The sequence below is a fragment of the Curtobacterium ammoniigenes NBRC 101786 genome, from assembly GCF_001571045.1.
In the GTDB taxonomy this organism is placed as follows: domain Bacteria; phylum Actinomycetota; class Actinomycetes; order Actinomycetales; family Microbacteriaceae; genus Curtobacterium; species Curtobacterium ammoniigenes.
In genome coordinates this window covers 269528-296416 of the sequence record NZ_BCSV01000004.1, presented here as the reverse complement: position 1 = coordinate 296416, position 26889 = coordinate 269528, and the positions used below count along the sequence as shown (strand labels likewise).

The 26889-nt window shown below is 67.8% G+C and carries 25 protein-coding genes; 12 read left to right on the top strand and 13 right to left on the bottom strand.

What is annotated here, in order from left to right:
- The first annotated feature begins 85 nt into the window (after window positions 1-85).
- The gene (locus tag CAM01S_RS10415; RefSeq protein WP_066520777.1) at window positions 86-709 is read left to right on the top strand and encodes a TetR/AcrR family transcriptional regulator; all 624 of its coding nucleotides are present in this window, start codon (window positions 86-88) and stop codon (window positions 707-709) included.
- Between the two features lie 26 nt (window positions 710-735).
- Window positions 736-1590, top strand: coding sequence for a UbiA family prenyltransferase (locus CAM01S_RS10410; protein ID WP_066520774.1), 855 nt, complete (start codon window positions 736-738; stop codon window positions 1588-1590).
- Window positions 1591-1602: 12 nt separating this feature from the next.
- On the opposite strand, the gene CAM01S_RS10405 is transcribed toward CAM01S_RS10410, so the two are convergent.
- Both CAM01S_RS10405 and CAM01S_RS10400 read right to left on the bottom strand, forming a co-directional pair.
- Window positions 1603-2865 carry an FAD-dependent oxidoreductase gene (locus tag CAM01S_RS10405; protein ID WP_066520771.1) on the bottom strand — a complete coding sequence of 421 codons (1263 nt, stop codon included), beginning with the start codon at window positions 2863-2865 and terminating at the stop codon, window positions 1603-1605.
- A gap of 9 nt (window positions 2866-2874) precedes the next feature.
- The gene (locus CAM01S_RS10400) at window positions 2875-3750 is read right to left on the bottom strand and encodes a VOC family protein (RefSeq protein WP_066520769.1); all 876 of its coding nucleotides are present in this window, start codon (window positions 3748-3750) and stop codon (window positions 2875-2877) included.
- A 224-nt stretch (window positions 3751-3974) separates the two neighbouring features.
- Between CAM01S_RS10400 and pgi the strand changes: the two genes are divergently transcribed.
- On the top strand, window positions 3975-5702 hold the full coding sequence (gene pgi / locus CAM01S_RS10395) for a glucose-6-phosphate isomerase (RefSeq protein WP_066520766.1): 1728 nt from the start codon (window positions 3975-3977) through the stop codon (window positions 5700-5702).
- 382 nt (window positions 5703-6084) lie between these two features.
- Entirely contained in the window at window positions 6085-6738 is a 654-nt protein-coding gene (locus CAM01S_RS10390; RefSeq protein ID WP_245631607.1) for a VIT1/CCC1 transporter family protein, read from the top strand.
- 376 nt (window positions 6739-7114) lie between these two features.
- Here the strand turns inward: CAM01S_RS10390 and CAM01S_RS10385 are convergent, their stop codons facing one another.
- The gene (locus tag CAM01S_RS10385) at window positions 7115-8377 is read right to left on the bottom strand and encodes a multidrug effflux MFS transporter (RefSeq protein WP_245631606.1); all 1263 of its coding nucleotides are present in this window, start codon (window positions 8375-8377) and stop codon (window positions 7115-7117) included.
- Between the two features lie 269 nt (window positions 8378-8646).
- Between CAM01S_RS10385 and CAM01S_RS15235 the strand changes: the two genes are divergently transcribed.
- The gene (locus CAM01S_RS15235) at window positions 8647-9633 is read left to right on the top strand and encodes an ICP22 family protein (RefSeq protein WP_306306289.1); all 987 of its coding nucleotides are present in this window, start codon (window positions 8647-8649) and stop codon (window positions 9631-9633) included.
- A gap of 171 nt (window positions 9634-9804) precedes the next feature.
- On the opposite strand, the gene CAM01S_RS10375 is transcribed toward CAM01S_RS15235, so the two are convergent.
- The 5 genes from CAM01S_RS10375 to CAM01S_RS10355 form a co-directional block, all read right to left on the bottom strand.
- A complete protein-coding gene (locus CAM01S_RS10375) occupies window positions 9805-10986 on the bottom strand; it encodes a molybdopterin molybdotransferase MoeA (RefSeq protein ID WP_281176698.1) in 1182 nt (393 codons plus the stop codon).
- Entirely contained in the window at window positions 10983-11276 is a 294-nt protein-coding gene (locus CAM01S_RS14840) for a DUF6457 domain-containing protein (protein ID WP_217999730.1), read from the bottom strand. The genes CAM01S_RS10375 and CAM01S_RS14840 overlap by 4 nt, the downstream gene beginning before the upstream one ends.
- Window positions 11273-11917: a molybdenum cofactor guanylyltransferase gene (mobA, locus tag CAM01S_RS10365; protein WP_066520758.1), complete on the bottom strand. Its 645-nt coding sequence runs from the start codon at window positions 11915-11917 to the stop codon at window positions 11273-11275. Before mobA ends, CAM01S_RS14840 begins: the two co-directional genes overlap by 4 nt.
- Before the next feature lie 59 nt (window positions 11918-11976).
- Window positions 11977-13125, bottom strand: a complete 1149-nt coding sequence (locus tag CAM01S_RS10360) for a glutathione-independent formaldehyde dehydrogenase (RefSeq protein WP_066520753.1) — start codon at window positions 13123-13125, stop codon at window positions 11977-11979.
- 136 nt (window positions 13126-13261) lie between these two features.
- A complete protein-coding gene (locus tag CAM01S_RS10355; protein ID WP_066520749.1) occupies window positions 13262-13648 on the bottom strand; it encodes a VOC family protein in 387 nt (128 codons plus the stop codon).
- 130 nt (window positions 13649-13778) lie between these two features.
- Here CAM01S_RS10355 and CAM01S_RS10350 point away from each other — a divergent pair, with 130 nt between their 5' ends.
- Genes CAM01S_RS10350 through CAM01S_RS10340 form a run of 3 tightly spaced genes read left to right on the top strand, consistent with a single transcriptional unit; the run spans window position 13779 to window position 17966 of the window.
- Entirely contained in the window at window positions 13779-14789 is a 1011-nt protein-coding gene (locus CAM01S_RS10350; RefSeq protein ID WP_066520740.1) for an aldo/keto reductase family protein, read from the top strand.
- A gap of 55 nt (window positions 14790-14844) precedes the next feature.
- On the top strand, window positions 14845-16794 hold the full coding sequence (locus CAM01S_RS10345) for an Ig-like domain-containing protein (RefSeq protein WP_157071512.1): 1950 nt from the start codon (window positions 14845-14847) through the stop codon (window positions 16792-16794).
- Window positions 16749-17966 carry an MFS transporter gene (locus CAM01S_RS10340; protein WP_157071511.1) on the top strand — a complete coding sequence of 406 codons (1218 nt, stop codon included), beginning with the start codon at window positions 16749-16751 and terminating at the stop codon, window positions 17964-17966. The genes CAM01S_RS10345 and CAM01S_RS10340 overlap by 46 nt, the downstream gene beginning before the upstream one ends.
- 54 nt (window positions 17967-18020) lie before the next feature.
- On the opposite strand, the gene CAM01S_RS10335 is transcribed toward CAM01S_RS10340, so the two are convergent.
- Window positions 18021-19277, bottom strand: a complete 1257-nt coding sequence (locus CAM01S_RS10335) for a permease (RefSeq protein ID WP_066520728.1) — start codon at window positions 19275-19277, stop codon at window positions 18021-18023.
- Window positions 19278-19416: 139 nt separating this feature from the next.
- On the opposite strand from CAM01S_RS10335, the gene CAM01S_RS10330 reads away from it, so the two are divergent.
- The 4 genes from CAM01S_RS10330 to CAM01S_RS10315 all read left to right on the top strand — a co-directional run bounded on the left by CAM01S_RS10330 (window position 19417) and on the right by CAM01S_RS10315 (window position 23219).
- Entirely contained in the window at window positions 19417-19725 is a 309-nt protein-coding gene (locus CAM01S_RS10330; RefSeq protein WP_066520726.1) for a metal-sensitive transcriptional regulator, read from the top strand.
- Between the two features lie 102 nt (window positions 19726-19827).
- Window positions 19828-21060: a dual-specificity RNA methyltransferase RlmN gene (gene rlmN, locus CAM01S_RS10325; RefSeq protein ID WP_066520723.1), complete on the top strand. Its 1233-nt coding sequence runs from the start codon at window positions 19828-19830 to the stop codon at window positions 21058-21060.
- Window positions 21061-21162: 102 nt separating this feature from the next.
- On the top strand, window positions 21163-21453 hold the full coding sequence (locus tag CAM01S_RS10320) for a hypothetical protein (RefSeq protein ID WP_066520719.1): 291 nt from the start codon (window positions 21163-21165) through the stop codon (window positions 21451-21453).
- The gene (locus CAM01S_RS10315) at window positions 21450-23219 is read left to right on the top strand and encodes an alpha/beta hydrolase (RefSeq protein ID WP_066520716.1); all 1770 of its coding nucleotides are present in this window, start codon (window positions 21450-21452) and stop codon (window positions 23217-23219) included. Before CAM01S_RS10320 ends, CAM01S_RS10315 begins: the two co-directional genes overlap by 4 nt.
- A 2-nt stretch (window positions 23220-23221) precedes the next feature.
- Here CAM01S_RS10315 and CAM01S_RS10310 read toward each other — a convergent pair whose 3' ends face one another.
- Genes CAM01S_RS10310 through CAM01S_RS10295 form a run of 4 tightly spaced genes read right to left on the bottom strand, consistent with a single transcriptional unit; the run spans window position 23222 to window position 26734 of the window.
- Window positions 23222-23869, bottom strand: coding sequence for a response regulator (locus CAM01S_RS10310; protein ID WP_066520714.1), 648 nt, complete (start codon window positions 23867-23869; stop codon window positions 23222-23224).
- The gene (locus CAM01S_RS10305) at window positions 23866-25068 is read right to left on the bottom strand and encodes a sensor histidine kinase (protein ID WP_066520713.1); all 1203 of its coding nucleotides are present in this window, start codon (window positions 25066-25068) and stop codon (window positions 23866-23868) included. The genes CAM01S_RS10310 and CAM01S_RS10305 overlap by 4 nt, the downstream gene beginning before the upstream one ends.
- Window positions 25069-25097: 29 nt before the next feature.
- Window positions 25098-25901: an ABC transporter permease gene (locus CAM01S_RS10300; RefSeq protein WP_066520710.1), complete on the bottom strand. Its 804-nt coding sequence runs from the start codon at window positions 25899-25901 to the stop codon at window positions 25098-25100.
- Entirely contained in the window at window positions 25898-26734 is an 837-nt protein-coding gene (locus CAM01S_RS10295; RefSeq protein WP_066520707.1) for an ABC transporter ATP-binding protein, read from the bottom strand. Before CAM01S_RS10295 ends, CAM01S_RS10300 begins: the two co-directional genes overlap by 4 nt.
- Window positions 26735-26889: the final 155 nt, after the last annotated feature.

Here is a 26889-nt window from a genome sequence, read left to right as displayed (position 1 = left end):
CTTTCGTGTCGGTCGACCGGAGTGGCACCCGTGGTTGTAATCGGATGATTACGTACGCTAGTAATCGGTTGATACCCTGTCAACCATGAGCACGAAAGAAGTCGCACCTCCTGCCGGTTCCGGGCGGATGCCTGCATCGGAGCGACGGCTGCTCATCCTCGAATCGGCGCGCGAGGTCTTCGGGAAGCGCGGCTACTACGGGGCCACCACCGATCAGATCGCGGCTGCCGCGGGCGTCTCGCAGCCGTACGTCGTCCGTATGTTCGGGTCGAAAGAATCGCTCTTCCTCGAGGTGCTCGACGACGCGCTGCAAACACTTCTCGAGGCGTTCCGAACCGCACTTGCGGCCGCGGAGGCTCGGGGTGCGTCACCAGATGAGCGGCGCTACGCCGTCGGTGCGGCCTTCATCGACCTCGCAACGACGCGCGGACTGCACACCGTGCTGTTGCAGGCCTTCGTCTCCGGCGAGGAGCCGGCGATCGGAGCAGCTGCCCGAGCCGGGTTCCTCGAGATCTATCGGTTCCTCGTGCACGAGGCCGGCGCGAACGACGACGAGATCAACCGCTTTCTCGGCAGTGGGATGCTGTTCGGGGTGCTGCTCGGCATCCGCATGCCTGATGTCTTCGGCGCCGACCCCGATGCGACCGCGCTGATGCAGGCGACCTTCGGGGAGAAATGCATGCTCGTCGTCGACGCGGCGCGAAGCTGACAGGAGCAGATCCCTAGGCTGAGGCGATGATCCCGAGGCTGCGGCTGCTGTTCGCGTCGTCGCATCCCGGACCGACGGTCGTCGTGACGGTTCTCGCGATCGTGATCGCGTCGGCAGTCGGTCGGCCGCCGCTCGTCGTGCTGATCGTCGCCGTCGCCGTGCTCGCCGGACAGCTGTCGATCGGTCTCGCGAACGACTGGATCGATGCAGGCAGGGACACGGCGGTCGGCCGGCGAGACAAGCCCATCGCCCGAGGAGATATCCCCGCTTCGACCGTCCGCGCCGCGGCATTCGGGACGGCCGCATCGGCGCTCATGCTCTCGGCGGCGCTCGGGCCCGTCGCCGCGATCGCGCACCTCGTGCTGGTCGGATCGGGGTGGGCGTATGACGCAGGCCTCAAGCGGACAGTGTGGTCGATCCTCCCGTTCGTGGTGGCGTTCGGTCTCTTGCCGGTCGTGGCGGTGTCGGCCGATGCGCCCGGGCAGCTGCCAGCGTGGTGGGGGATCGCGACCGGTGCAGTCTTCGGTGTCGCGATCCATTGCTCCAATGTGCTGCCCGATCTCGAAGACGACCGCGCGACGGGCGTGCGTGGATTCCCGCATCGATTGGGGTTCCGTGGAGCTGGCGTCCTCGCCTTCGGTGCGCTTGTGGTCGGCGGAGTGCTCGTGCTCCTCGGTCAGCTCGCTGGCCCGCGAGCCGTGCACGGCGCTGGCACTGCCCTTGCCGTCGTCGCTACCGCGGTGGTCGTCGCGATCGCCGCCGTCGGGGTCGCGCTCGTGATCCGCGGCTCGTCGAGCCGACTGCTGTTCCGGCTCGTGATCACGGCGTCCCTGGTGCTCGTCATCGAGCTCGCGCTCGCCGGCGCGCAGCTCGTCGCATAGCGGCCGCTTCGGTCAGACCCATCCCATCGCGTACATGCGGGCCAGGGTGTGCGCGGTCGGGAGGGCGAGCACGGAACGGATGAGCGCCTCCCGAGCGGCTTGCGTGCCCGGGGCGGAACGAAGGCCGAGCATCATGTTCGCGCGCGACTGCAGGGTGGCGATGCGGGCGATCCGGGATCGGGCGGCCGCCCAGACGGGCCACGGTCCGGATGACCCCTCGCGGATCGCCGAGGAAAGCAGCGGGGCGAGTGCCGCGGCGTCGAGCCAACCGACGTTCATTCCGAGTCCGCCGAAGGGACTGAACTCGTGGGCGGCATCGCCGATGAGCACAGCCCGGCCGACACCGATGCGAGCACTGCGGAACTGCCGCACCTGAAAGCCGCTCGTCATCGAAGCGGTGTCCGCGTTCACGCGCGTTCCCGTTCGATGCTGCACGATCGCGGCGAGCTCTGCCGCCGCGGTTGGAGACAGGGTCCCCGCGGGTTCGATCGCGGATGCTGCCGGCGGCTCCGCGGGGCCGGACCGGGCGGTGTTGCGGAGGAGCGCGACGTACCGACGCCGACCTTCGGGGAGCGGGAATGATTCGACGAGACCCTCGGGGCCGATGTCGATGATCGCCGGACGCGGTCGGTGCTCTGCGGCCGGCCCCTCTCCGTCTGCGTGGTGAACCGCACGTGTGCCAGGTGTCTGCGCGTCGGGGTCGGCGAAGTCGCCCATGATGTACTGCGGTGCCAGGGTTCGCCCGCGCCAGCCGACGCCCATGGCGGCGCGCACGGCGCTCCGAGGACCATCCGCGCCGACGACGAAGCGGGCACGAATGCTGATCGGCTCACCGCCAGCGATTGTGCCGTGCGCGAGGAGCGCGTCTCGGTCCGCGGTGCCCGACATGCCTCGAAACGTCGTCCCCACGGAGAGCGCGTCCGGGGCGACCGCCGCCAGCCGCGTGCGGAGGATTGCCTCGGTCTTCCACTGCTCGAGCGTGACGACATACGGATGCTCGTCGGACGCACGATCGAATCGAAGCCGCCCGAGCACGAGCCCCCTGCTCGTCGCGATCCCCTCGCGAACGCGCACGCCCTGCGCCAGCACCGACTGCTCCGCCCCGATCTGTGCGAACGCCGCCAGCGAGGGGGCGTGGATGCCGATCGCGCGCGAAGCGCTCGGCTCCGCGAGACGCCGCTCCCAAACGCGGACGTCGATTCCCTGGCTCGCGAGGAGGCTGGCGAGGAACACCCCGACCGGGCCACCGCCCACGATCAGAACATCGGTCTCCATCGCGCCAGCCTACGGACGCGGGGCCACCTCGATGCGGTTGTTCCACGGATCTTCGAACGCGAGCGTCGCGCCGTCGTTCCGCGTGGCGACTCCGTAGTGCCGGAGGCGCTCATCGAGGGCGCCGAGATCGTCCTGCGTCGGGAGCGCGATTCGGACGAGTCCGAGACCGAGCGTCTGCTGGCGTCGCCCCGCGCCGGCGCTCCGCCACGTGTTCATCGCCATGTGGTGGTGGTATCCACCTGCGCTGACGAAGAGCGCCTGTGGCCCGAGCTCGACCGTCGTCGCGAACCCGAGCTCATCGACGTAGAAGTGGCGGGCGGTCGCGATGTCGCCGACGCTGAGGTGCACATGGCCGACCAGCGCGCCGGCCGCATGCGCCTTGGTGATGGCAGCCTCCGTCAGGTGCTCGCGGAGGAACGCGTTCGGGTCGAGCGCCAGGGTCGCCATCTCGACTCGGCCGTGCACCCAGCTCCATTCCGTCCGGGCGCGGTCCCAGTAGAGCTCGACCCCGTTGCCTTCGATGTCGGTGAAATAGAAGGCTTTGCTGACGAGGTGGTCTGCGCTCCCGGTGAAACTCGTCGGGTATCGCGACGCGACGGAGTAGACCGCGGCGGCGAGGTCCTCTTGCGTAGGGAACAGGATCGCGGTGTGAAAGAGGCCCGCGTCTCGCGGCCCGGCGTGACGCAATTCCGGGGCGTGCTCGAGGACCACGAGCGGCGTCCCGGCGCGCCCGAGGACGGTTGCGTCGCCGCGCTGATCGAGGACCTGCAGGGTGACGGCATCCCGGTAGTACGCGGTCATCGCATCGAGGTCGGCGACTCGGAGCGTCACGGCGCCCATCCCGGTCTCTGGAGCGAGCAGCTCATGCGCGCTGTCAGCGGTCATGACACCGCCTCCACTTCTTTATTTGTAGCTACAAGTAACGTACTGCGATGACGGTTCGGAGGCAAGAGTCGCCTCCTGCACAATTCGCCGCGTGTCCGAATCGTCCCCCTGGCCACGAGGGTGCGACCGTCCTCGCTGGCCGAGCAATAGAGTCGGTGTCGGTTCGCTTCGCAACGGCGCGTGCCGCGAGCCGCGCACACCTGCAGCCTTTCAGGAGGGTTTCCGTGACCGGATCAGCACCCGTCGATCCCACATCGACCGAAGCGTGGCGGCAGCTCAGCCGCATTGCAGAGGGCTTCTCGCCCGATCTCCGCGGATGGTTCGATGCTGACCCGGAGCGGGCCGCCCGCTACACGTTCTCGGCAGCAGACCTCACCGTCGACCTGTCCAAGGGTCTCGTGACCGAGGAGATCCTGCAGCACCTGCTGCAACTCGCGAAGGACACCGATGTCGCCGGGCGCTTCCAGGCGATGATCTCCGGCGAGCACATCAACGTGACCGAGGACCGCGCAGTCCTGCATACGGCACTCCGGCGCCCGCCGCATGCTGAAGGACTCGTGCCGGCCGCGGGCTTCACGGTTGACGGTCAAGACGTCGACGCGGACGTGCAGGCAACGCTTGACAAGGTCTTCGCTTTTGCCGAGCAGGTCCGCTCGGCCGCTTGGACGGGCGTGACCGGCAAGCGCATCTCCACGGTGGTCAACATCGGGATCGGCGGGTCCGATCTCGGCCCCGTGATGGTGTACGAGGCACTCAAGCCCTACGTGCAACCTGGCCTGGAGGCCCGGTTCGTCTCCAACATCGACCCCGCCGACATCTACGAGAAGACCGCCGATCTCGATCCGGAGACCACCCTCTTCATCGTGGCGTCGAAGACGTTCGGCACGCTCGAGACGCTCACGAACGCGCGGCTGGCGCGACAGTGGCTGTGGGAGCGGCTGTCCGCCTCCGGGTCGATCGACGACTCCGACGATGCGCGAAACGCTGCGGTCGCCAAGCATTTCGTCGCGGTCTCGACGGCGCTCGACAAGGTCGCGGCATTCGGAATCGATCCCGAGAATGCGTTTGGCTTCTGGGACTGGGTAGGCGGACGCTATTCGGTCGACTCGGCAATCGGTACCTCTGTTGTCATCGCGATCGGCCCGGACAACTGGCGTGCATTCCTCTCCGGATTCCATGCCATGGACGAGCATGTTCGAACGACGCCGCTCGAGCAGAACGTGCCGGTCCTCATGGGGCTGCTCAATGTCTGGTATTCGAACTTCCTGGGTGCGCAAAGCCACGCAGTGCTGCCGTATACGCAATACCTGCACCGGTTCCCGGCATATCTGCAGCAGCTCACCATGGAGTCCAACGGCAAGAGCGTCCGCTGGGACGGCTCACCGGTCACGACGGACACCGGCGAGGTCTTCTGGGGCGAGCCGGGCACCAACGGGCAGCACGCGTTCTACCAGCTCATCCATCAGGGCACGCGTCTGATCCCGGCGGACTTCATCGCCGTCGCGAATCCGCCGCACGCGCTGGCGGACAACACCGGAGACGGCGGGGCCGTGCAGCCCGGCCAGGATGTGCACGCGCTGTTCCTCGCGAACTTCTTCGCCCAGACGAAGGCGCTGGCCTTCGGCAAGACCGCTGACGAGGTTCGCGCGGAGGGGACCGCGGAGAGCGTGGTGCCGGCCCGCGTGTTCAGCGGAAACCGGCCGACGGCGTCGATCCTCGCGCCGTCGCTCACGCCGAGCGTGGTCGGTCAGCTCATCGCGCTCTACGAGCACATCGTGTTCACCGAGGGCACCATCTGGGGCATCGATTCGTTCGACCAATGGGGTGTGGAGCTGGGCAAGCAGTTGGCGCTCCAGATCGCGCCCGCGGTCAACGGTGACCAGGCCGCGCTCGATGCGCAGGACTCCTCGACGAAGTCGTTGATCGCGAAGTACCTCGAGCTCCGTCAGTAAGCGGCTGGTAATGCTCGCGAATGAGCGGTGTCCGTCACATGCGGGCGCCGCTCATTCCGTTTCGTCGCCGCTCACTGCGGGGTGCCGTCGTTTCGCGCCGAGGGAGCGCGGGCGTCGCCGCTCATCGCGGGGCGGTGCCGTAGTTTCGCGCCGAGGGAGCGCCGGCGTCGCCGCTCATCGCGGGGCGGTGCCGTAGTTTCGCGCCGAGGGAGCGCGGGAAAACAAAGGTAAGGCATACCTTTGCAGCCCTATCTCATTAACAATGAGGTAAGCCTTATCATGCTGGCGCTCGAATAGGAATTGTGTTTTTATCTGCGGCATGACCGCTGTTAACCTTTCTCTGCCGAGCGCTTCAACTGACACAGAAGCAAGCGCGGGACGCTTGAACTGGCTTCGCGCCGGGATCCTCGGCGCGAACGACGGGATCGTCTCGGTCGCGGCGATCGTGATGGGGGTGGCGGGCGCGGGCGGCTCTGTTCCTGCGATCGCCGCAGCGGGCATGGCGGGCCTGATCGGTGGTGCTATCTCGATGGGGCTCGGCGAGTACGTGTCGGTGAGCGGGCAGCTCGACGCGCAGCGCACCGGGCAGGCGCGCGTTGAGGCGGAGCGCGCGGCCGCAGCGGAGAGCGCGGACCAGCTCGCTGAGCACTACATGGCCGTGGGTGTCTCTGCTGCGACCGCACGTGCCGTCGCGGAGGAGCTCGTGCAGCCTGCCGTGCGAGCTCGACGAGCGGAACTCGCCGAAGCCGCCGAGAACGAAGACCTCGTGAGCCCGTGGCGAGCAGCGTGGGTCTCAGCAGCCACGTTCACTGTCGGCGCGCTGCTCCCGATGATCGCGGTGCTCGTCGCATCCGGCCCGATGCGTGCACCGGCCACTTTTATCGCCGTGCTCATCGCCCTCGCGATCACCGGTATTACTGGCGCAACGCTCGGCCGCGCGCCCCGAGGCCGTGCCACCCTGCGTGTCGTACTCGGTGGAGCGCTCGCTCTCGCCGCGACCTACGGTGCGGGCACGCTCCTCGGCGGTCACATCTGACGCAGTAGCCGGCGGGCGGCCAGACATCCCGTTGTACGAACGGCGGTGCAGCGCGGCACCGCCGTTCGTCGTATCTGGGGTGACACGCCGTCCGTGAGTCGCGGGAGAGCAGGTTCTCGGGTGCGCCACGCCGTCGGTGGGTCGCGGGAGTGCACTTCTGGGTGCGACACGCCGTCCGTGGGTCGCGGGTGAGCAGGTTCTTGGGTGCGACACGCGCCAGTGGGCTGGTTCTTGGTGGCGCGCGGACCGCGTCCGGCGTGTCCTGGGCGCGGGGATCGCGTCGGGCGTGTCCTCGGTGTGGGGATCGCGTCCGCCGTGCCCTCGGCGCGCGGATCTGCGCGCGGCGTGCCCGCGGCGCGCCACGGTCCCGGTGTCCTCAGTGCGCGAGCGCCGGCACCGTCCGCGGTCGCACCACGAACCAGAACGCGATGAGCGACGCCGCCGCCGTGATCGTCATGATCGCCCCCATGGGGGCACCATTCGTGAGCCCGACGATTCCCACGATCGGCGAGATGAGTCCGGCGATGACGAACTGTCCGGCGCCGAGCATGGACGCCGCAGTCCCGGCGGCGAGCGGGTGCGCGTTCAGCACGAGCACGCCGATGCACGGAAATCCGAACCCGCAGCCGCAGATGAAGAACCAGAGCGGGATCATGACGCCCCACTCACCGAATCCCAGTTCGGAGTCGACGTAGATCATTGCGGCAGCAATGAACATTGCAGCGGTGGATACCGACAGGATCCACTGCGGCGCGACCCAGCGCGTAATTCGTCCCGCGGTCTGCACGCCGATGATGATGCCGAGCGAGTTGACGGCGAAAAGCAGGCCGTATTCCTGGGCGGAGAAGTGATAGACGTCCTGGAAGAGGAAGGTGCTTCCAGAGAGATAGACGAACAGTCCGGAGAAATTCATCGCGCCGACGATGATCATTCCGACCGTGACGCGATCCGTCAGAATCATTCGATATCGGAGGCGCGCCGTCAGCCCGGCGCGTTCGTGCCGTCGCGCTGGCGGCAGCGTCTCGACGATCCACAGCGCGACACAGGTCACCACGAACGCCGCATAGGCAGAGAGTACCCAGAAGATGCCTCGCCACGGCATCACGATGAGCAACTGTGATCCAACGACCGGCGCGACCACCGGAGCGAGGCCGTTGACGAGCGCAAGGTTGGAGAGCATGCGGACGAGAGGGCGGCCTCCGAACAGATCTCGGACCATCGCCTGGGCGACGACACCGCCGGCCGCAGCGCCAAACCCCTGGAGGAAGCGGAAGATCCCGAGCACGACGACGTTCGGGGATGTTGCGGCGCCGATGCAGGCGGCGATGCAGAGCATGGTGGCAAGCATCAGGGGGAGCCGACGGCCAACGCGGTCGCTCCACGGTCCGACGATCAGCTGGCCCACGCCGAAGCCGATCGTCGTGGCCGTCAGCGTGAGCTGTACCGCCGCGGTCGACGTGTGAAAGCCGGCCTGCAACGAAGGCAGCGACGGCAGGTACATGTCGATCGTGAACGGGCCGAGCGCGGTCAGGGCTCCGAGGATGAGCACGTAGGTCAGGCGCTGGCGACGGCCGAGCGCGTCGCCGGGGTGCGAGCCGGGAGTTGGGGTGCTGATAACCGGGATGGAGGCAGTGGTCACGAAAGTATCCAGAACAGACGGGGAGGCGGTGGCGGAGCCGAAGAAGTGGCGCTGATCTCGAATCGATTCGAAGCGCCTCCTTATCGTATCGGTGCTGAGGGCCCGTCGACAGGTGCAGCGCCGAGCGCACGGTAGGCGAGTCGTGCCGCGTCTCGGCCCACCAGGGGGCACTTCGCCGGGCAAACCCGTCATCGGGCTGAACGATCCCTGAGTGCCGGCTCGGTGTGGGGCGAGTTGGATGTGCATCCACGACCGATCCGGGAGGCATCATGAGCTCGACCACGGGGAACGAAGACCGCTATCCGAACGAACCCGCGCCTGTTGCGCCCGAACGTTCCGCAGGGCAGAACGACTTCGCCGCAGCCGAGGGCGGAGCGCCTCTCGACGGTGCTCCGGTGAGCGAGCCCGCGCATCACGGCGCCCACGCGGCGGGCGAGCCGATCGACGCGAACGGCCGGCCGGTGGACCCGGCCGCGCAGCCCGTCGACGCACAGGGTCGCCCGCTGAACGCCGCTGGCGAGCCGGTCGACGCCGCTGGCGAGCCGGTCGACGCCGCCGGTCGTCCGATCGAACATGATCGTGTCGGACGCAATCGTGCCGCTGCCGCTCCCGTCGCCGCTCCGGCCGATGCGCCGGTGGGAGCGACCGCTGTCGGTGCAGCACCGGTCGCGGAGCGAGAGCTTCCGCCTCGGGAGGCCGTCGTTGCTCGCGAGCGCGAGGAGTTCGCGGGAACGAAGTGGGGATCTGCGTTCTTCGGATGGCTCACGGCGACGGGCATGGCGGTGCTGCTCACCGCGCTGCTCAGTGCCGTCGGCGCTGGCGTCGGCCTCGGCACCACCGGTGGGAACGGCACGGCAGCGTCGAACGCGCTCTCGAAGAACGCCAGTGCGGTGGGACTGATCGGTGCGATCGCGCTCGCCGTGATCCTGTTCGTCGCCTACTACTGCGGCGGCTATGTGGCCGGCCGTATGGCGCGCTTCTCCGGGGCTCGTCAAGGATTCGCCGTCTGGATCTGGGCGGTCATCATCGCGGTGGTCGTAGCGATCGTCACGGCGATTGCCGGTGCGCAGTACAACGTGCTCGGCAATATCAACAGCTTCCCGCGGATCCCCATCGACGAGGGCACGCTCACGGTCACGGGAATCATCACGGCGATCCTCGTCGCGATCATCAGCCTCGGTGGCGCACTGCTCGGCGGCGTCGCCGGTATGCACTACCACCGCAAGATCGATCGGGTCGGCCTGCAGGAGCTCTGAGCCCTGCAGGACCCTCAGCGCATGCCGGGAATTTCTGGGAGGCAGGAGCACTGAGGCCAGTGGGCGCGCGCACGCCTGCGGGCGCGCTCACGCCTGCTGGGGTCGCAGGCCTGCACAGCGTCGCAGGCCTGCAGCGGAGATCGGAGCGGGCGCGGGCTCGGTTCCGTCACCTCACCGACGCCAGGGCAACGGGAGCACACCGACGGTCTCGCCCGCTGCGGCGCCCGACGCCGGCACCAGCGCAAGGGCATCCGCGCCGACCATCCCGCTCACCATCGCCGATCCTTGACGATCTACCGCGACGACACCGCTCGCCGTTTCGCTGACCGTCACGAGTCGTGTCGTCCGCGGGCGGCCTTCGAGCGGTGCGGATGCGATTCGCGGCACCACCCGATCTGGAGGTGCGCCCACCATTCCAGCGAACACCGGCAAGCCGAGCGCGACGAGCGCGGCCAACGCAGCGAAGGGGTTACCGGGCAGGGCGACCACAGGCACCCCGTCGGCTCGCGCGGCGATGATGGTCGGATGGCCGGGCCGGATAGCGACGTCACGGGCAACGTTCCGCGCTCGGAGCGCGTCCAACGCTCGGGTGACATGGTCGGCGCTGCTCGCGCCCGTTCCGCCGGTGGAGATCACGAGGTCGACGTCGGAAACGCCGAGTGCCTCTTGTACCGCGTCAGGATCGTCACGCAACCGTCGGCGCGATATGACGGTTGCTCCTTCACCCTCGAGGAGCGCGGGAAGGACCGGGCCATAGGTATCTCGGACTTGGCCGGGACGCGGAAGTCCGGCCTCCACGACTTCGTCGCCGATGAGCACGAGGGCGACTCGGGGTCGCCGGACGACGACGAGTTCGTCCGCGCCGGTCGCCGCGGCAGCGGCGACGACAGCGGGGGACACGCGCGTCCCGGCTGACGCGACGCGCTCGCCTCGGCGTGCTTCTTCGCCGGAGCGGCGGATGTCCGCTCCCGCGCGGACCTGGCGTGACGGTTCGCGGAGCACCAGTGACCCGCCTTCGACGACACCGTGCTCGAGCCGAACGATGCTGACAGCGCCTGGCGGTACCGCCCCACCGGTCGTGATCGCTCGAGCGGCGTCAGGAGTAATGGGTGCACCGGGAAGTGCACCCATCTGCACGTTGCCATCGATGCGCCACGGGCCCGCGCCCGTGCTTCCGACGGCCCAGCCGTCCATCGCGGAGCAGTCGACGACCGGCAACGACACCGCAGCGACGAGACCCACCGCGAGGGTCCGGCCGTGTGCGGCTGCCAACGGCACCCGTTCGGTTCCCAATCGCCGACCCGTGCCCAGGTCGTGCGCCGCAGCTCGTGCTTTGGGGAGCGAAAGGCTCACGCGCCAGCGCCAGCGCCGGCGCCCGCGCCGGCGGGCGTATCGGGGTCGGTGCCGGTCTCCGCCGCCGGAAGGCAGCGAGCAACCGCGTCGAGCGCCTCCCGTATTGGCATGCCACGTCCCACGGCGACGCCGACGATGAATGTGGTGAGCGGAGCCGCCGGGCGCGCCACACTGTGCGCTGCATCTCGCGCCAGATCCAGCACTGTACCGACGTCGATCGTGGTCTCGTCGAGGCGGAGTTCCTGCTGCAGGCGCGCGGCCCATTCGTCCAGTTCGGAAGGCTGCATCATCGGGTCCTTTCCTCGGCTGCGGCGCGTTGTGCCGCTGCGAGCTGTTCCGGTGTGTCGACGTCCGCGGTGAGCGCGGCCTCGAGCGGGACATCCCGCAGGCTGAGCGTAGCGAGGAGGCGCCGCATCGACAGGCCATCGAGCGAGCCTGTGGAACTGATCGCCTCCACAGCGCTCCGCAGGGGCGCGCTCCGATAGATGGCCAGCAGCGGCTGCCGACGCCCATCCGCGTCCACCGCGATCCACCCGTCGATGCCGTCGATCTGGGCGCTCGTGGAACACCCGTGCACAGCGAGATCGACCAACCGGGGCACAGCACGCTCGGCCGCTGGCAGATCGGAAGCGACGACGATGACGAACGGAGATGGGGTGGCGGAACGGTGGAGCGCCTCCAGACCGGCGGCGACGGCGGCGGCCGGCCCTCCGAACGGCGGGCTCTCGCGGACCCAGCGCACCGGCGGGACGACCGACGACGGTCGCATGAGCGCTCGTGCCGGGCCGACGGCGACCACCTGCCGCGCCTCGGTCACAGCTTCCAACGCGTGTGCGAGCAGCGGCCGCTCATCGACGGCGAGGAGCATCTTGTCCACGCCACCCATCCGCGACGAACGGCCGCCGGCGAGCACGATCGCGTCCCATTGCACCGATCAGACGGTACGCGCCCCCTTATGACTCGGCGCAAGCAGCGCCGCCGGCACAACGATCAGGCGGCAGCGCGCTCTGGGTGCAGCACAACCTTCGTCCAGCCGTCCTCGCGGTCGTCGAAGTGCTTGTAGGCCCCCGGCGCCTCATCGAGCGTGAGCTCCTGCGAGACGATGTCCCCGGGGTGTGCGCGTCCGCGGATGATCAGGTCGCGGAGCTCGATGTTGTAGCGCTTGACAGGACACTGACCGGTGCCGAAGGCGATTCCCTTCGTCCAGGCTGTGCCCCAGTCGAAGGCGACGCGGCCCTGCTTCGCGGTCTCGGTCGCTGCGTCCGGGTCCTCCGGCTCATAGACGCCCACGACACCGATCCGGCCCGTCGCGCGGACTACTTCGATCAAGGTGTCCAGTGTCATCGACGGATGCTCCTTGCCGGTGTGATCGTGCGCCTGGTAGCCCACCGCTTCAACACCGCAGTCGACGCCGAATCCGTCGGTGCCGTCCATGATCGCCTGCGCGACGTCCGTCTCCGCGGCGTTGATAGGGGTCGCGCCGTAGTGCTCGACAAGCCGGAGACGGTCCGGCTCCTGATCGACGACGAATACTTGGGAGGCGCCCCGCAGCATCGCGCTATGTGCGGCCATGATTCCCACCGGACCCGCCCCGAAGATTGCGACGGTCTTCCCGGGTGCAACGCCGGCGAGTTCCGTTCCGTGATAGCCCGTCGGGAAGATGTCGGAGAGCATCGTGAAGTCGTTCTCGTGCTCGCGTCCGGCCGGAAGGTGGAGCAGGTTGAAGTCCGCCCACGGGACCCGAAGGTATTCCGCCTGGCCGCCCCAGTACGGGCCCATCATCGGATAGCCGTAGCCGGCGCCCGGCTGGCCACTCGGATTTGCACGCAGACACGCCGAGGTCCAACCGGCGTTGCAGTTGCGGCAGGTCCCGCACGCCATGTTGAACGGAACGGACACCCGGTCGCCGACGCTGATGCGATTGACCGCATTTCCGACCTCGACGACGACGCCCATGTTCTCGTGGCCCAGCACCATGCCGGACTGGAAGTCGACACGTCCTTCGTAGGGATGCAGATCGGAGCCGCAGATGTTCGCCGTCGTGATCTGCACAATGGCATCGAGAGGGGCTTCGATCTTCGGGTCGTCGACCGTCTCGGTCTGAACGTCGAACGGGCCCTTGTAAACGACTGCTTTCACGGTTACTCCCGGAGGATCAGGGCTCCAGCAACGTGCCGCCGGAGCCGCGGTGTTCGCGCAGCAGATGCAGCGCGCCCGCCGATCACTCAAGGCTGCGCCCCGTCCCGTTCGGCTCAGACGCATCCGATCAGCGCAGTCAGGCCGCCGGCGACGGATATGTGAAGGTGTCCTGGCGGAGTGCGATCTGGTTGCCGTCCGGATCGAGGAACGACGCGAACACGCCGCCGGGCATCTCGGCGGGCGGTGCAAGGAACGGAACGCCGCGCTCGAGCATCGCCTCGTAGTCCGCATTGAGGTCGTCGCAGTCGATCACGAGCCCGCGTAAGGACCCCGCGGGCATCGAGTCGAACCAGGTGACGAGTGTGAGCGACGCCTCTCCGCCCTCCGGACCGACCTGGATCCAGTGCATGCCGGGCCCGAACGTCGACTCCGCGAGCACCACGAGCCCGACCTGTTCCGTGTAGAAGCGCTTCGCGCGCTCCTGATCGCTGACCGGTACAGAGACGACTCTGACGCGTTTCATGTGGACTCCTCAGGAGTGGCTTGATCGTCGGCCTGGCCGCGAAAAACGCGGGCTGGTTCGGCGCGAACGCTACCAGCGGACTACCGTCGTTCGAGGACGCCGAATCGATTCGGCACGGAAGGACCATGGAATGGAATACCGCTACCTGGGCAACTCGGGTCTGAAGGTCTCCGAGATCACCTATGGCAACTGGCTGACCCACGCGTCACAGGTCGAGAACGACGCGGCGATCGCATGTGTGCGCGCCGCCCTCGACGAGGGCATCACAACGTTCGACACGGCGGACGTGTACGCGAACACGGGTGCTGAGACCGTCCTCGGTGAAGCGCTGAAGGGCCAGCGCCGCGAATCGCTGGAGATCGCGACAAAGGTGTTCGGCCCCACCGGCCCGAAGCAGCACAACGACACCGGTCTGTCGCGGAAGCACATTCTGGAGTCGATCAACGGTTCGTTGCGTCGCCTCCAGACCGACTATGTCGATCTGTACCAGGCGCACCGTTTCGACTATGAGACACCGCTCGAAGAGACGATGCAGGCATTTGCCGACATCGTTCGTCAGGGCAAGGTGCTCTACATCGGTGTGTCGGAGTGGACCGCCGAACAGCTCCGCGCCGGCCACAAGCTCGCGACGGAGCTCGGTGTGCAGCTCATCTCGAACCAGCCGCAGTACTCGGCGCTCTGGCGAGTGATCGAGGGCGAGGTTGTGCCTGCATCGAAGGAGCTGGGCGTCTCCCAGATCGTGTGGTCCCCAATCGCACAGGGAGTGCTGACCGGAAAGTACCAGCCCGGCCAGCCGCTGCCCGAGGGCTCGCGTGCGACCGACGACAAGGGCGGCGCGCGCATGATCGGGCGGTGGATGCGTGACGACGTGCTCGAGCGAGTCCAGCAGCTGAAGCCGATTGCCGAGGAGCTGAACCTGTCGATGGCGCAGCTCGCCGTCGCGTGGGTGCTGCAGAACGAGAACGTCGCGTCGGCGATCATCGGTGCATCCCGTCCCGAGCAGGTGCACGACAATGCTGGCGCTGCCGGCGTGACGATTCCGTCCGACGCGATCCAGCGCATCGACAGCGCGCTCGACGGCGTCATCGAACGCGACCCGGAGCGCACGAAGGACAGCTCACCGAAGACGCGCGAGGCCTGACGAGAGAATCCAACGCGGGGCACGCGGCGCTCGCCGCGTGCCCCGCTTCGGGGTGATGAGCGACGCTCGATCATTCGCAGCGGTCCAATACGATCGCAACGCGCAGACGGGCCTTCCCGCGAATGCCGACCCCGCTTCAGCGCTGCAGATCTTCATCGATGGGACGCTCTCCTGCACGACGACAGTCAGCGCACCGAGCTGCCAGTCCCCATCCGGGCTTGCGGCCGGGGCTCACTCCGTCACGGTCGCGTGGTCAGGAGACAGCAACTACACCTCGGCGACCAGCGCGAGCGTTCGACTCACCGTCACCGTTGCCGATGTCACCGTCTCCGCAACCGCTGACGGGGTGACCCACGACACGATCGTGCACGGCGACTCGGCTGTCCTCAGCACCCTCGGAATCCCGTCCGACGCAACAGGAACCGTCCGATTCACCACGTCTGCCGGCGCAACGCTGTGCACCGTCGATCTCACCTCGAGCACGACGGGATCCTGCGACACGGCTTCCGTGCTGGCGGCAGGTGTCTACACCGTGACCGCCACGTACAGCGGCGACTCGAACTACGCGGCAGCCGTGGCAAACGCGATCCAGCTCACCGTGGCCAAAGCGCAGCCGGCGCTCACCGCAACGGTCGACGGCGCGCAGACCGCGTCGGTGAGCTACGGAGCCGTCGCAACGCTCGCCGTGACGAATCTCCCCGCTGATGCAACCAGAACGATCGACTACACGGACGCATCGGGTGACATCCTCTGCACCGCCACCGTGCGCATCGCTGGCGACAGCACAGCGTGCGACAGCAGTTCGTCGCTCCCCGCCGGCAGCTACGCAATCGCCGCGACCTACGAGGGCGACGCGAACAACGCTCCCTACACGACTGCGGGGCAGATCACGCTCAACGTTGGCCGCGCTGCGACGAGCGTCCAAGCGGCAGCCTCCGGCAGCGCGACTTCGGCTGCGACGAGCTCGCCACTGACCGTGGGACACGGGACTGCTGTGACGTTCACGGCAGCGAATCTCCCGGTCGGCGCGACCGGTACGGTGGTGTTCCGCTCAGCGGATGGCACGATCCTCTACACGATCGAGCTCGCGCTCGCTCCGTCCTGCCAGACGAACACGACGGTTCCGGGCGGAACATATGCCGTGACGCCGACATACTCGGGTGACGCGAACTACGCCGGGAGCGCTGGTTCGCCAATCCGCCTCACAGTGACGCCGCAGCGGTTCGTGCTGCAGGTGCGGACCAGCGCGACGACCGGGACGTGGGGCGATACTGCCACCCTGAGTGCCACGGGCATCCCTGCGGACGCCACCGGCTCCGTGCAGTTCTCGGCGAATGGTCGGGTGCTCTGTACCGCGGAACTGCCCTCCCTGACCTGTGCAACCGATGCGATCGAGCCGGGCCTGACCACCATCACCGCGCTCTACAGCGGCGACGAATCGTACGACACGGCGACGGCGACCGGCCCGATCACCGTGACGGCCGCCTCCATCACGAACACCACACCGATCGCGGGATCGAGCCAAACGACGCTCACCGCGCGCTGGAGCGCCGTCCACGGCGCCGCGGGCTACCGGATCCTCGTCTCCACGAGCAAGAACCTCGGCTCGCTCGTCGCGGGAGCGCCGTTCGAGGCGACCGCGGCGTCAACGAGTTGGGTGGTAACCGGACTGCTTCCCGGAGTGACGTACTACTACCAGGTCATCGCGGTGGCGCCCGACGGCACGACTCTGCCGCGTACAACGGCCTGGGTGCGACGCTCGCGACGGGTTCGCTGGCCTTCACGGGAAGCGGACCGATCGGCCTCTGGATCGCTCTCGGTGTCGGCCTTTCGGGCGCGGGTGTCCTGCTGCTTGTCGACCAACGCCGGCGGAGCGCTCGCTGAGGTGTGCGAGGCTCCGGGCGCGGCCCGGACAGTCAGGCCGACGCGACCAGCCCGAGGGCGCGTAGCGTCAGCGTGGTGCCGAATTCGAAGCGCCGGGTTCCGACCCTCACGCCGCAAGTAGCGTTCTGGATCACCGCGGCCGCCTTCTTCACGCTGATGTCGTTCACGACGCTTCCGACACCGCTCTACGGGCTCTACGAGCAGCGCGACCGATTCCCGACCGTCGTGGTCACCGCGATCTTCGCGATGTACTCCTTCGGAGTGATCGTGTCGCTCCTGCTCGCCGGGCACGTGAGCGACTGGGTGGGGCGGAGGCGCATGATGCTCGTCTCCGCCGCGCTGCTGTTCGTCTCCGCGATCATGTTCGTGCTGTTCCACGGCGTGGTCTTGTTGCTCGTCGCTCGATTCGTCAGCGGGCTCGGGGTGGGGACGCTCACGGCGACGGCGACCGCCGCGCTCGGCGAGTTACGCGCACGGGCGGGAGGCTCGCCCACGTTGGCGACGACGCTCGCCGGCGTTGCAAACCTCGGCGGGCTCGCGATCGGGCCGCTGATCGCAGGTGTGCTGTCCGTCGTTGCGCCGTCACCACTCGTCGTGTCGTATGCGGTGTACGTGGTGCTCATCGCGCTCGCCGCCCTCGCGATCGCGTTCGTGCCGGAGACGGTTTCGCCACCTCGGGAGCGGGTGCGATGGCACCCGCAGCGCATCACGGTGCCACGCGAGAATCGCGCGCCCTACTGGGCGGCCGGGGTGGGCGCGTTCGCCGCCTTCGCGATCAGCGCCTTTTTCGGAGCGGTCGCGCCGACCTTCCTCGCCACGTCGATCGGGGACCGGAGCAGAGTCCTCGCCGGATTCGCTGCCTTCGCCGTGCTGGCCTCAGCGGCGGTGGCGCAGGTCGTGTTCGCTCGAGTCGCTGTCCGGCGGCAGTTGTTGACCGGTGTTGTCTCGATGGTCGCAGGGATGGTGGCGATCGGAGTCGGCGATGTGTCGCGCGGTTTGGCGTTGTTCCTGGGCGGCGGCGTCATCGCCGGAATCGGGGTCGGCCTGGTGTTCCGGGGCGCCCTCACCGCTGCTGGTGGTCTGGCCGAGGAAGGTCAGCAGGGGCAGGTGCTCGCGGGCATCTTCCTCCTCGCATATGTCGGCCTCACCATTCCACCGCTTCTGATCGGCGTCGCCCTCATCTGGCTGCCGCTGATCTGGGTGGCACTCGCGTTCGCGGGGCTGATCATCGTGCTCATTCTCGCGTCGGGCCCACTGCTGTTGCGGCAGATGGGGGATCGCGCCGGCGAGTGACGTTCCTTCAGAAGTCGGTCGGGCGACTCGGGGGAGTGCGAACGCCCGGTCCGATCAGTGCCCGTGCTCGTGCTCGGCGTGGTCGTGCGGGGCAGGGTCGTGCGCCTCGTGTGCGTGCTCGTGACCGCTGTGGTCGTGCTCGTGCTCGTGACCGCTGTGGTCGTGCTCGGCGTCCGGTGCGCCTCCCATCATCCGCATCATGGGCCAGGATCCGCTCCGGGTGAACACGATGAGGAGGCCCGCAGCGATCGCGAGGAAGGCGATGTTGAGCCAAGTCGTGTAGTCCCAGCGGATCGCGAACGTGCTGATCGCCAGGTGGCGGTCCGTCGGAACGAGGTGCAGCGGTGTGAAGACGAGCTCCACGACGTATCCGGCGATCACCATCGCGCCATAGAAGACACCGGTGATCCGGAGCGCCGCCTTCATGCCGTAGTACTTCCGGTAGATCACGATGATCGGGATGATGATGAGGTCGGCGAAGATGAAACTGACCACCCCGCCGAAGCTGATACCGCCGTTCCAGAGCACCGCCGCAAGCGGCACGTTACCGACCGAACACACGAAGCTCACTGCCGCGAGCACAGGACCGATGATCGGGTCGATCAGGAACGACAGCACGGGATGCCCCTCGAGGAACACCGTCTGCAGCCACGACTTCGGCACCCACGCATCGAACGCACCCGCGATGAGCAGGCCGATGACGATATCGCGCAGGACTGCGCCCCAATCCATCACAAAATATTGAGCGGTGCTGACGATTCCGGCTTTCGAGAACAGTCGCTTGCCGAACGAAGCGTCCCCGCCGACTGACATGTCCATGGCTGCGTGGCCCTCCATCGAGCCAGCGAGGCCCCGATCAGCCTGGACGCGTGCAGCATCGACGATGCGCCCGCGCATCCAGAGCCGGAATCCCAGCGCGATGAGAATGATCATGAGCGGTCCGCCCACGAATTCGGCGAGCGTGAACTGCCATCCCATGATGAACGCGAGGATCAGGCCGAGTTCGACGACCAGGTTCGTCGAGGCGATCTCGAACGCCATCGCCGCTGTGAAATTCGCGCCCTTCCGGAAGAGCGCCCGCGCGAGTGCGACCGCCGCGTAAGAGCATGACGAGGACGCGGCGCCCAGGAGGCTCGCAACGGTGATCGACTTCGGTCCGTCGTCGCGCATCAGTGCCGTGATCCGTTCGGTCTTGACGACTGCTTGGATCACCCCGGAGAGCGTGAAGCCGAGGATCAGCGGCCAGAGAATCTTCCAGCCCATCGTGCCGGCCGCAGCAAGCGCCGCACCGATCGAGTTCAGTATGAACATGGCGGGACCCTCCTGATTGAGCGATTCGGGTACCCTGGGGGGGTACCGTCGATCCACGGTAGCGCGTTTCGACGAATCCGTATTCCGCCCCAGGTCGTATTCGTCGAGTGCGATGGGTTGCGATTTGGGAGGATCCCTGATGTCCGACGCGGTCGACCACGAGCGCCAGCACGGCTACATCACCGCGAAAGACGACTACCGCAAGCGCTTGCGCCGAATCGAAGGGCAGGCGCGCGGACTCCAGCGGATGGTCGATGAGGAGCAGTACTGCATCGACATCCTCACGCAGGTGTCCGCGATGACGAAGGCATTGGAGTCGGTGGCGCTCGGTCTCCTCAATGATCACCTTGCGCACTGCGTGAAAGACGCGATCGCCGACGGACCGGAGGCCGCGGACGCAAAGATCCGGGAGGCCTCCGAAGCGATCGCACGGCTCGTCCGGTCCTAGCCTGCTCTGGCAGGAGCTCGGGAAGCAGCGACGCGACGCGCGCTCGGGATCGGTCACGCGCGACTCCGTCCGCGGCCGTCCCGGTCACGTACCCTTGTCTGCATGCCTGCAACGCGCCTCCCGTCCCATGCAACCGGTGGTGCGACGCGCCCGCAGGTGCGACCACGGGCCGAGGGATGGCAGCAGCAGACGGGCGCAGACGGCCGGCCGCTGCTGCAGTTCTCGTCGCCGAAGCGAGGAAAGCCTCCGGTGCACCTCGCCGATCTCTCGGTCGCCGAGCGGGAGGCGCGGGTCCTCGAGCTCGGATTGCCCAAGTTCCGGGCGAAGCAGCTCGCGACCCACTACTTTGCGCACTACACGTCCGATCCGGCCCGGATGACCGATCTCCCCGAGGCGTCCCGCGCCGAGCTCGTCGCTGGCCTGCTCCCGCCACTGTTGACCGAGGCGCGTCGTCTCGAGACGGACCGAGGCGACACCATCAAGTTCCTCTGGAAGCTGCACGACGGTGCACTCGTGGAATCCGTCCTCATGCGGTACCCGGGCCGCATCACACTCTGCGTGTCATCCCAAGCGGGCTGCGGCATGAACTGCCCGTTCTGCGCCACAGGGCAGGCCGGCCTCACGCGGAACATGTCGACCGCCGAGATCGTGGAGCAGATCGTTCGAGCGAACGCGGCGATCGCCGCGGGGGAGCTCGGTGGTCGCCGCGGCAAAGGCGGCCAGGATCGCGTCGACGCCGAGCGCGTGACGAACATCGTGTTCATGGGCATGGGGGAGCCTCTCGCGAACTACAAGCGCGTGATCGATGCCGTCCGGGTCATGACCGCGGCGCAGCCGAACGGGCTCGGGATGAGTGCGCGCGGCATCACCGTCTCGACGGTCGGCCTCGTTCCTGCGATCAACAAGCTGGCGGCGGAGAACATCCCGGTGACGTTCGCGCTGTCGCTGCACGCCCCCGACGACGAGCTCCGCGACGAGCTCATCCCCGTGAACTCGCGCTGGAAGGTCGACGAAGCACTCGACGCGGCGCGGGGCTACTTCGACGCGACGGGCCGGCGCGTGTCCATCGAGTACGCGCTCATCCGCGACATGAACGATCACGCGTGGCGTGCTGATCTGCTCGCAGAGAAACTCAACGCGCGCGGCAAGGGGTGGGTGCACGTGAATCCGATTCCGTTGAACCCCACTCCCGGTTCGGTGTGGGACGCCTCGGAGCAGTCCGTCCAGGACGAGTTCGTGCGCCGACTGAACGCCGCGGGCATCCCGACGACACTGCGGGACACGCGCGGCAAAGAGATCGACGGAGCGTGCGGCCAGTTGGCCGCAACAGAGTAGACCGCGGCGTGGCCGTCCACAGGGACGTGCCCCTCGTGCCGCTGCTGGCACCCCACTTCGTACCGTGCTCGATGCAACCGCGCACTACCGAACCGGGGAGCCATGCCGAACCAACTCGTCGTCGACCACGCCGCTCTTGCTGATGCGGGCGCCGAGATGCTGCGCATTCGGGCGCAGTTCGAGCGCGAGCCGCGGCTCTGTCGCGACCCTGTCGAGGCATTCGGAGCCGAATCCGTTGCCCTCGCATATCTCACCGTCATGCGGGTTCACGACGGGATGCTCGACTGGCTCGGCGCCGAGGCGGCAGCGCTCGCCGCGTTGCTCGATGAGACCTCATCATCGGTGCAACGAGTCGACGGCCAGCTCGCCACGGCGCTGTCCGTTCCCGCATGAGCCCGCTTCAGATCGCAGGCGAGCCCCAAACGATCGACGAGATCGCTCGCTCGCTCGCACGTGATGCGAACGCCGTCTCCGACGCCGCAGATCGACTCGAGCGAACCGGTCTCGTGCCCGATGTGGGGTGGACGGGGAGCGCTCGTGATCAATTCGATCTCCTAGCGCCTCCGTTGCAGCGCGCAGCGGTGCGGGTCGGTGCGCGCATCGCAGGAGCTGCCGACGTCCTGCACAGCTATGCGGCCGATCTCGACCGCCTCCAGCAGGACGAACGGATGCTCGCCGACCGGAGCCGTGCCTTGGCGCAAACGCATCTTCGAACGGAAGCCGCGGTCCGGGCGATCACCGACCGCGCTCTCGGGGCCCAGTCGGTCGAGGCCGACCGTGTACTGCTCCGCTCACTGACGGACGACCTCGATGCCACGCGGATCAACGCTGACCGTCTGGATCAGCTCATGACTGATCTGGAGGCGCAACGTGCGTCCGCCATCCGCCGCGCTGTCGCGGGCCTCGAGTCGCTCGCGGTGCTCGACACGGCGAGCGCGTCGCAGCACGATTTCCCGGCACTCTCCGATGCCATGGTGCTCGCTCGTCTCTCGGAAGCCGACCCGGAGACGCGTGCTGCACTGATCCACGACGAAGCGCTTGCCGATCGGCTTCGGAGTATGCCAGCGCCGCTCGTGGCCGAGTGGTGGGATGCGCTCGGCGGCGGCGGAGGCGGAGGCGGGCCGGCACTCGCATCCGCGGCGCAACTCGGCCTCGTCGTGGCCGCACCCGCGCTCTTCGGGAATATGGACGGCGTCGCGTACTGGGCGCGCGACCTTGCCAATAGGACCGTCCTCGATGAGGAGCTTCGGAACGCGACCGAGACCGTCGACGTGCTGCGGGCCGGCATGGCCGCTGCCGCAGCGGCGGAACGCCCTGCCCTCCTGCGAGAGCTCGATGCGGCACTGCAGCGCTGGACCGCGTTGACGGCGTTCGCCCGCGCTGCCTCCGGCGATTCGGAAGGTCCGGTGGGGCCGAGGCGCAATATCGTCTCGTTCGACGCGGGCGCACCACCGCTCGGCTCGATCGCAATCGGCGATCTCGACGCCGCCCGCTCGGTCTCCTATCTCGTCCCGGGCATGGGCACCACGCTCGCATCGAGCGGCGGCCTCGTGACGGCCGCGGGGAACGTGCTCTGGCAACTCCAGCAGGACGGGCGTCACAACGACGCGGTTGTCGCCTGGCTCGGGTACCAGGCTCCGCCGATGGTGACGGAATCGCTTGGCGTCCTCACCGATGCGCATGCGGTCCGAGGAGCTCCGCTCCTTGCGAGCGATATCGCAGGGCTCCGCGCTCGGCGAGGCGACGCATCCATCAACGTCGTCGGGCACTCGTATGGGTCGACAACGGCGGCGCTTGCTCTTGCAGAGCATCCGGAGCTCGGTATCACGAGCTTTGTCACACTCGGTTCCGCCGGGATCCCGGCACGCGTGCAGCATGCGGATGCGCTCGGCGTCCAGCATGTCTTCGCCGTGCAAGGGGCGGAGATCGTCGCCGCCGCCGGGCGCTTCGGCAGCGTGCCGCACCGCGCCGACCCGGCCGGCGCGTTCGGTGGGAGCGTGATCTGGTCCGGTCCCGCGGGTGGCGACGGAGGCGTGACGAGTCACGACCTGCTGGTCGATGATCATGACGCCACTGAGCTTCCTGGCCACGACCGCCATGGCTACCTCGATCGCGGCACCGGTTCTCTCGCGGGTGTTGCTGCCGCAATCGCCCGATGAGGTCAGGGCTGCACGGCGGGCAGGATTCCCAATTCGAGCGCTCGTGTCACCGCGCGCGTGCGGTCCCCGACGCCCAGCTTCTCGAACACATGGCTGAGATGCGTCTTGACCGTCGTGTCGCTGACGAAGAGCGATCGCGCGATGTCCGGATTGCTGTTCCCCTGCGCGACGAGTTCCAAAACCTGCCGCTCGCGCGCAGTCAGGGTTGGCACTCCAGCGCTCGGGGCCGCGACAAGCGACGCCCGCCTGACCAACGCCGCTGCCGCGGAGGGCGCGAGCGCGGCCTCACCGCGCGCCGTGGCGCGCAAGCCCGCGAGGATCTCGGACTCGGGCGCTGCTTTCAACAGGTAGCCGGATGCCCCCGCTTCGATCGCCCGGAGAATCGCATCGTCCGACTCGTACGTGGTCAGGATCAGTACCCGGACGCCGGGTGCCTCCTGCCGTATTCGGGCGGTCGCGGCATCCCCGTCGAGACCCGGCATACGGAGGTCCATCAGCGTCACGTCCGGCTGAAGCGCAACGGCCATCGAGATCGCCTCGTCGCCCGACGCCGCCTGCCCCACCACCGCGACATCGGAAGCGTCCTCCAGCAGCGCGACGAGCCCCGCACGGACGACCGGGTGGTCGTCGACGACCAGGACACGGATCATCGGCGCACTCCTGTCGCCTCGAGAGGCGGGTGCGCGGCGCCTGCACCGGCGAGCGGGAGTGTCACCGCAAGGAGCGTGCCAGCACCGGCGTCACTCCTGATTTCGAACGAACCACCCGCAAGGTCGAGACGTCGACGGATCCCCGCGAGCCCGAAGCCCGAGCGAGCCGCACCGACATCGAACCCGCGTCCGTCGTCTCGAACCCGGAGGCGCACGGTCGCGTCAGTCGGCGACTCCAGCGCGATCCACACGGTCCGCGCGGCCGCGTGCGCGCGAACGTTCGCCAACGCCTCCTGCGCGGTGCGCAGCAGCACGACCTGCATGTCGCGGTCGATCGGCGCTTCCGCGGCCTCAGGAGCCACGGAGACCTCCGTGTCGCAGCCGGTCTCGCGCGCGAATCGGTCCGCGAGCCGATGCAACGCGCCGCCCAGAGTGCCCGCCGACAGGCCGGCGGCTCCGGCTGCGACGAGCGCGCGCGACTCCTCGAGGGCGTCCCGTGCGGTTTCCTCGAGCAGGTCCAGGCGCTCCAATCCGGTCCCGGACGCGCCCGTCGTGAGCTCGCGCCGCGCCCGTTCCGCGAGCATCACGATTCCCGCCAGATCCTGCGCGATCGTGTCGTGGAGCTCTCGGCTGATGCGTTCTCGCTCCGATGAGGCGCCAGCGGCCCGATGCGCCTCGGCGAGCGCGTCCTGCGTGACCTGCAGCTCCGTGATCAGCCGCCGCCGCTCCTCGGACAATGCCGTGATCCGCGAGATCCACATGCCGAGGGCGACAGATCCGACGACGCTGATGCCCTCGATGAATGCGATCTGGGACCAGGTCGCAGGAGTCGGACCAAGCGCGACGACGAAGCCCAACGATGTCGCGGCGCCGATGACGAGCGAGCCGACGATGCCCTGGCGAACGGTGGTCACCTGGCACCAGAGCACAGGGAACACGATCGCCTGGAGCGATGCCGCGCTCGGCGCCGTCGCGACGAGCGCTCCAGTCGCGGCCACGAGGATCGGGAGGAACACGGCCGCTGCGCGAGGATCCGCATAGCCCCGCCACCCGACGGTGCTATAGGAGAGGGCGAGCTCTGCGAGGACGACGTATTCGGGCCACAACGACGGCAGGGGTGTCCAGGCGAACGGCAGGAGGGCAGCGGTCAGGGCGATCGATGCGACGAAGAACAGGTGCAACCAGCCGTTGCGCTTCATGGAGTCAGTGTGCCATCGAGGCCGCGTCATCACGTGTCCTTCTTGTTCCACCGAAACGTCAGTGCGCAGAGCGCGAGGCCGGCGACGAACCACGCGAACAGGATGAGCGAGCCTTCGCCCACGTGCCACGCGTCTCCCGGCTCGGCCACGTGGAACGCATCGGGCAGGAGGACGCTCCGCATACCCGAGGCGAGCCACCGGAGCGGGAAGATGCTTGCCAGGTTCTGCAGCCAGGCGGGCAGCTGCGTGAAGGGGAGGTAGACGCCAGAGATGAACTGAAGGACCAGCACGATCGGCACGATGACCGCCGTTGCGCGCTTGCCGTCTCGGGGCAGCGACGACACGGCAATGCCGAGCACGCAACTCGTTGCGATGCCGAGGACGAGCAGACCGATCCCGCTCGCGATCGCGCTCCCGGACGTCGGCAGGGTGACGTGGAAGACAACTGTGGCGACCGCGAGCAGCAGCACTGTCTGCACGACCGCGGTGACGAGCACCATGCCGATCTTTCCAACGAAATACGACAGAACGGGCAGGGGCGTGCCACCCAGGCGTTTCAACGTGCCGTCCCCGCGCTCCGTGGCGATGTCGACGCCCAGCGCTTGCGTTCCACTGAGGAACGCACCGGTCGCAACGAGTCCGGGAAGGTAGTCGGTGGAGAACGTCACCCCAGGACCGTTCGGCCCAACGTGAATGTCGGGCGACGCACTGAACGCCACCGAGAAGAGGGCGAGCATCACGATCGGGAACAAGAACGTGAAGAACACCGCTTCGGGCTGCCGGAAGTACTGTCGCAACTCGTAGCCGATACGGCCCACACCGATGGTGATCATCGAATCATCTCCAAGTAAATGTCCTCGAGGCTCGGGCGGATGACCTCGAGATCCTCGATCGTTCCGGTGTCGGTGAGCGCGCGGATCAGCTGAACCGGGGAGGCGCTCCGCTCTTCGTGGAAGCCAGCATCGTCACGCCACCGCACGAGGGGAACGCGAGCGGCTTCGCCGCCAAGACGATCGATGGGCGCGATGTCGACAATGCGGCCGTGGTCGATCACCGCTGCGCGCGTCGCGAGCTGCGCGGCTTCGTCGAGGTAATGCGTCGTCAGCAGGACCGTCGTTCCGTCGCGCTGCACGGAACGGATGAGATCCCAGAATTGGCGACGTGCCTCCGGGTCGAAGCCCGTGGTGGGCTCGTCGAGGAAGAGCACATCGGGATGTCCGATGATTCCAAGGGCCACGTCGACGCGGCGGCGCTGACCCCCCGAGAGCTTGCCGAGACGGGTACCAGCCTGCTCGACGAGTCCGACGCTGTGGAGCAGGGCGTCAACGTCATATGGATTCGGGTAGTAGCGCGCGAACTGACGAAGCTGCTCGACGACCGTGACGTTCGCCGAGTCTCCGCTTGACTGCAATACGATTCCGACGCGTTCCCGATGTTCACGAGCAGCACGATGCGGATTCATGCCGAGCACGCGGACCGTGCCAGAGGTGGGGGATCGGTAGCCCTCGAGGATCTCGACGGTCGTCGACTTGCCCGCCCCGTTCGGACCGAGGAGCGCGAACGTCTCACCGGCCTCGATGGAGAACGAAATGTCCGCGAGGGCGACCGATGAACCATAGTGCTTCGTGAGGTGGTCGACCTCGATCGCGGGAGGTGGAGTTGCCATGCGACAAGCGTGATGCTTCTACGGTCGGAGCGCATCAGGCAATCGGGCCGGCGTGCATCCTCCGATCGGAGGATGCCGGAGATACTCCACCGCCGCCCCGGCACCGGCGCCCGATGTCGCCCGGCCCTCCTAGGCTGCACGTGAGGCGAGGTCCT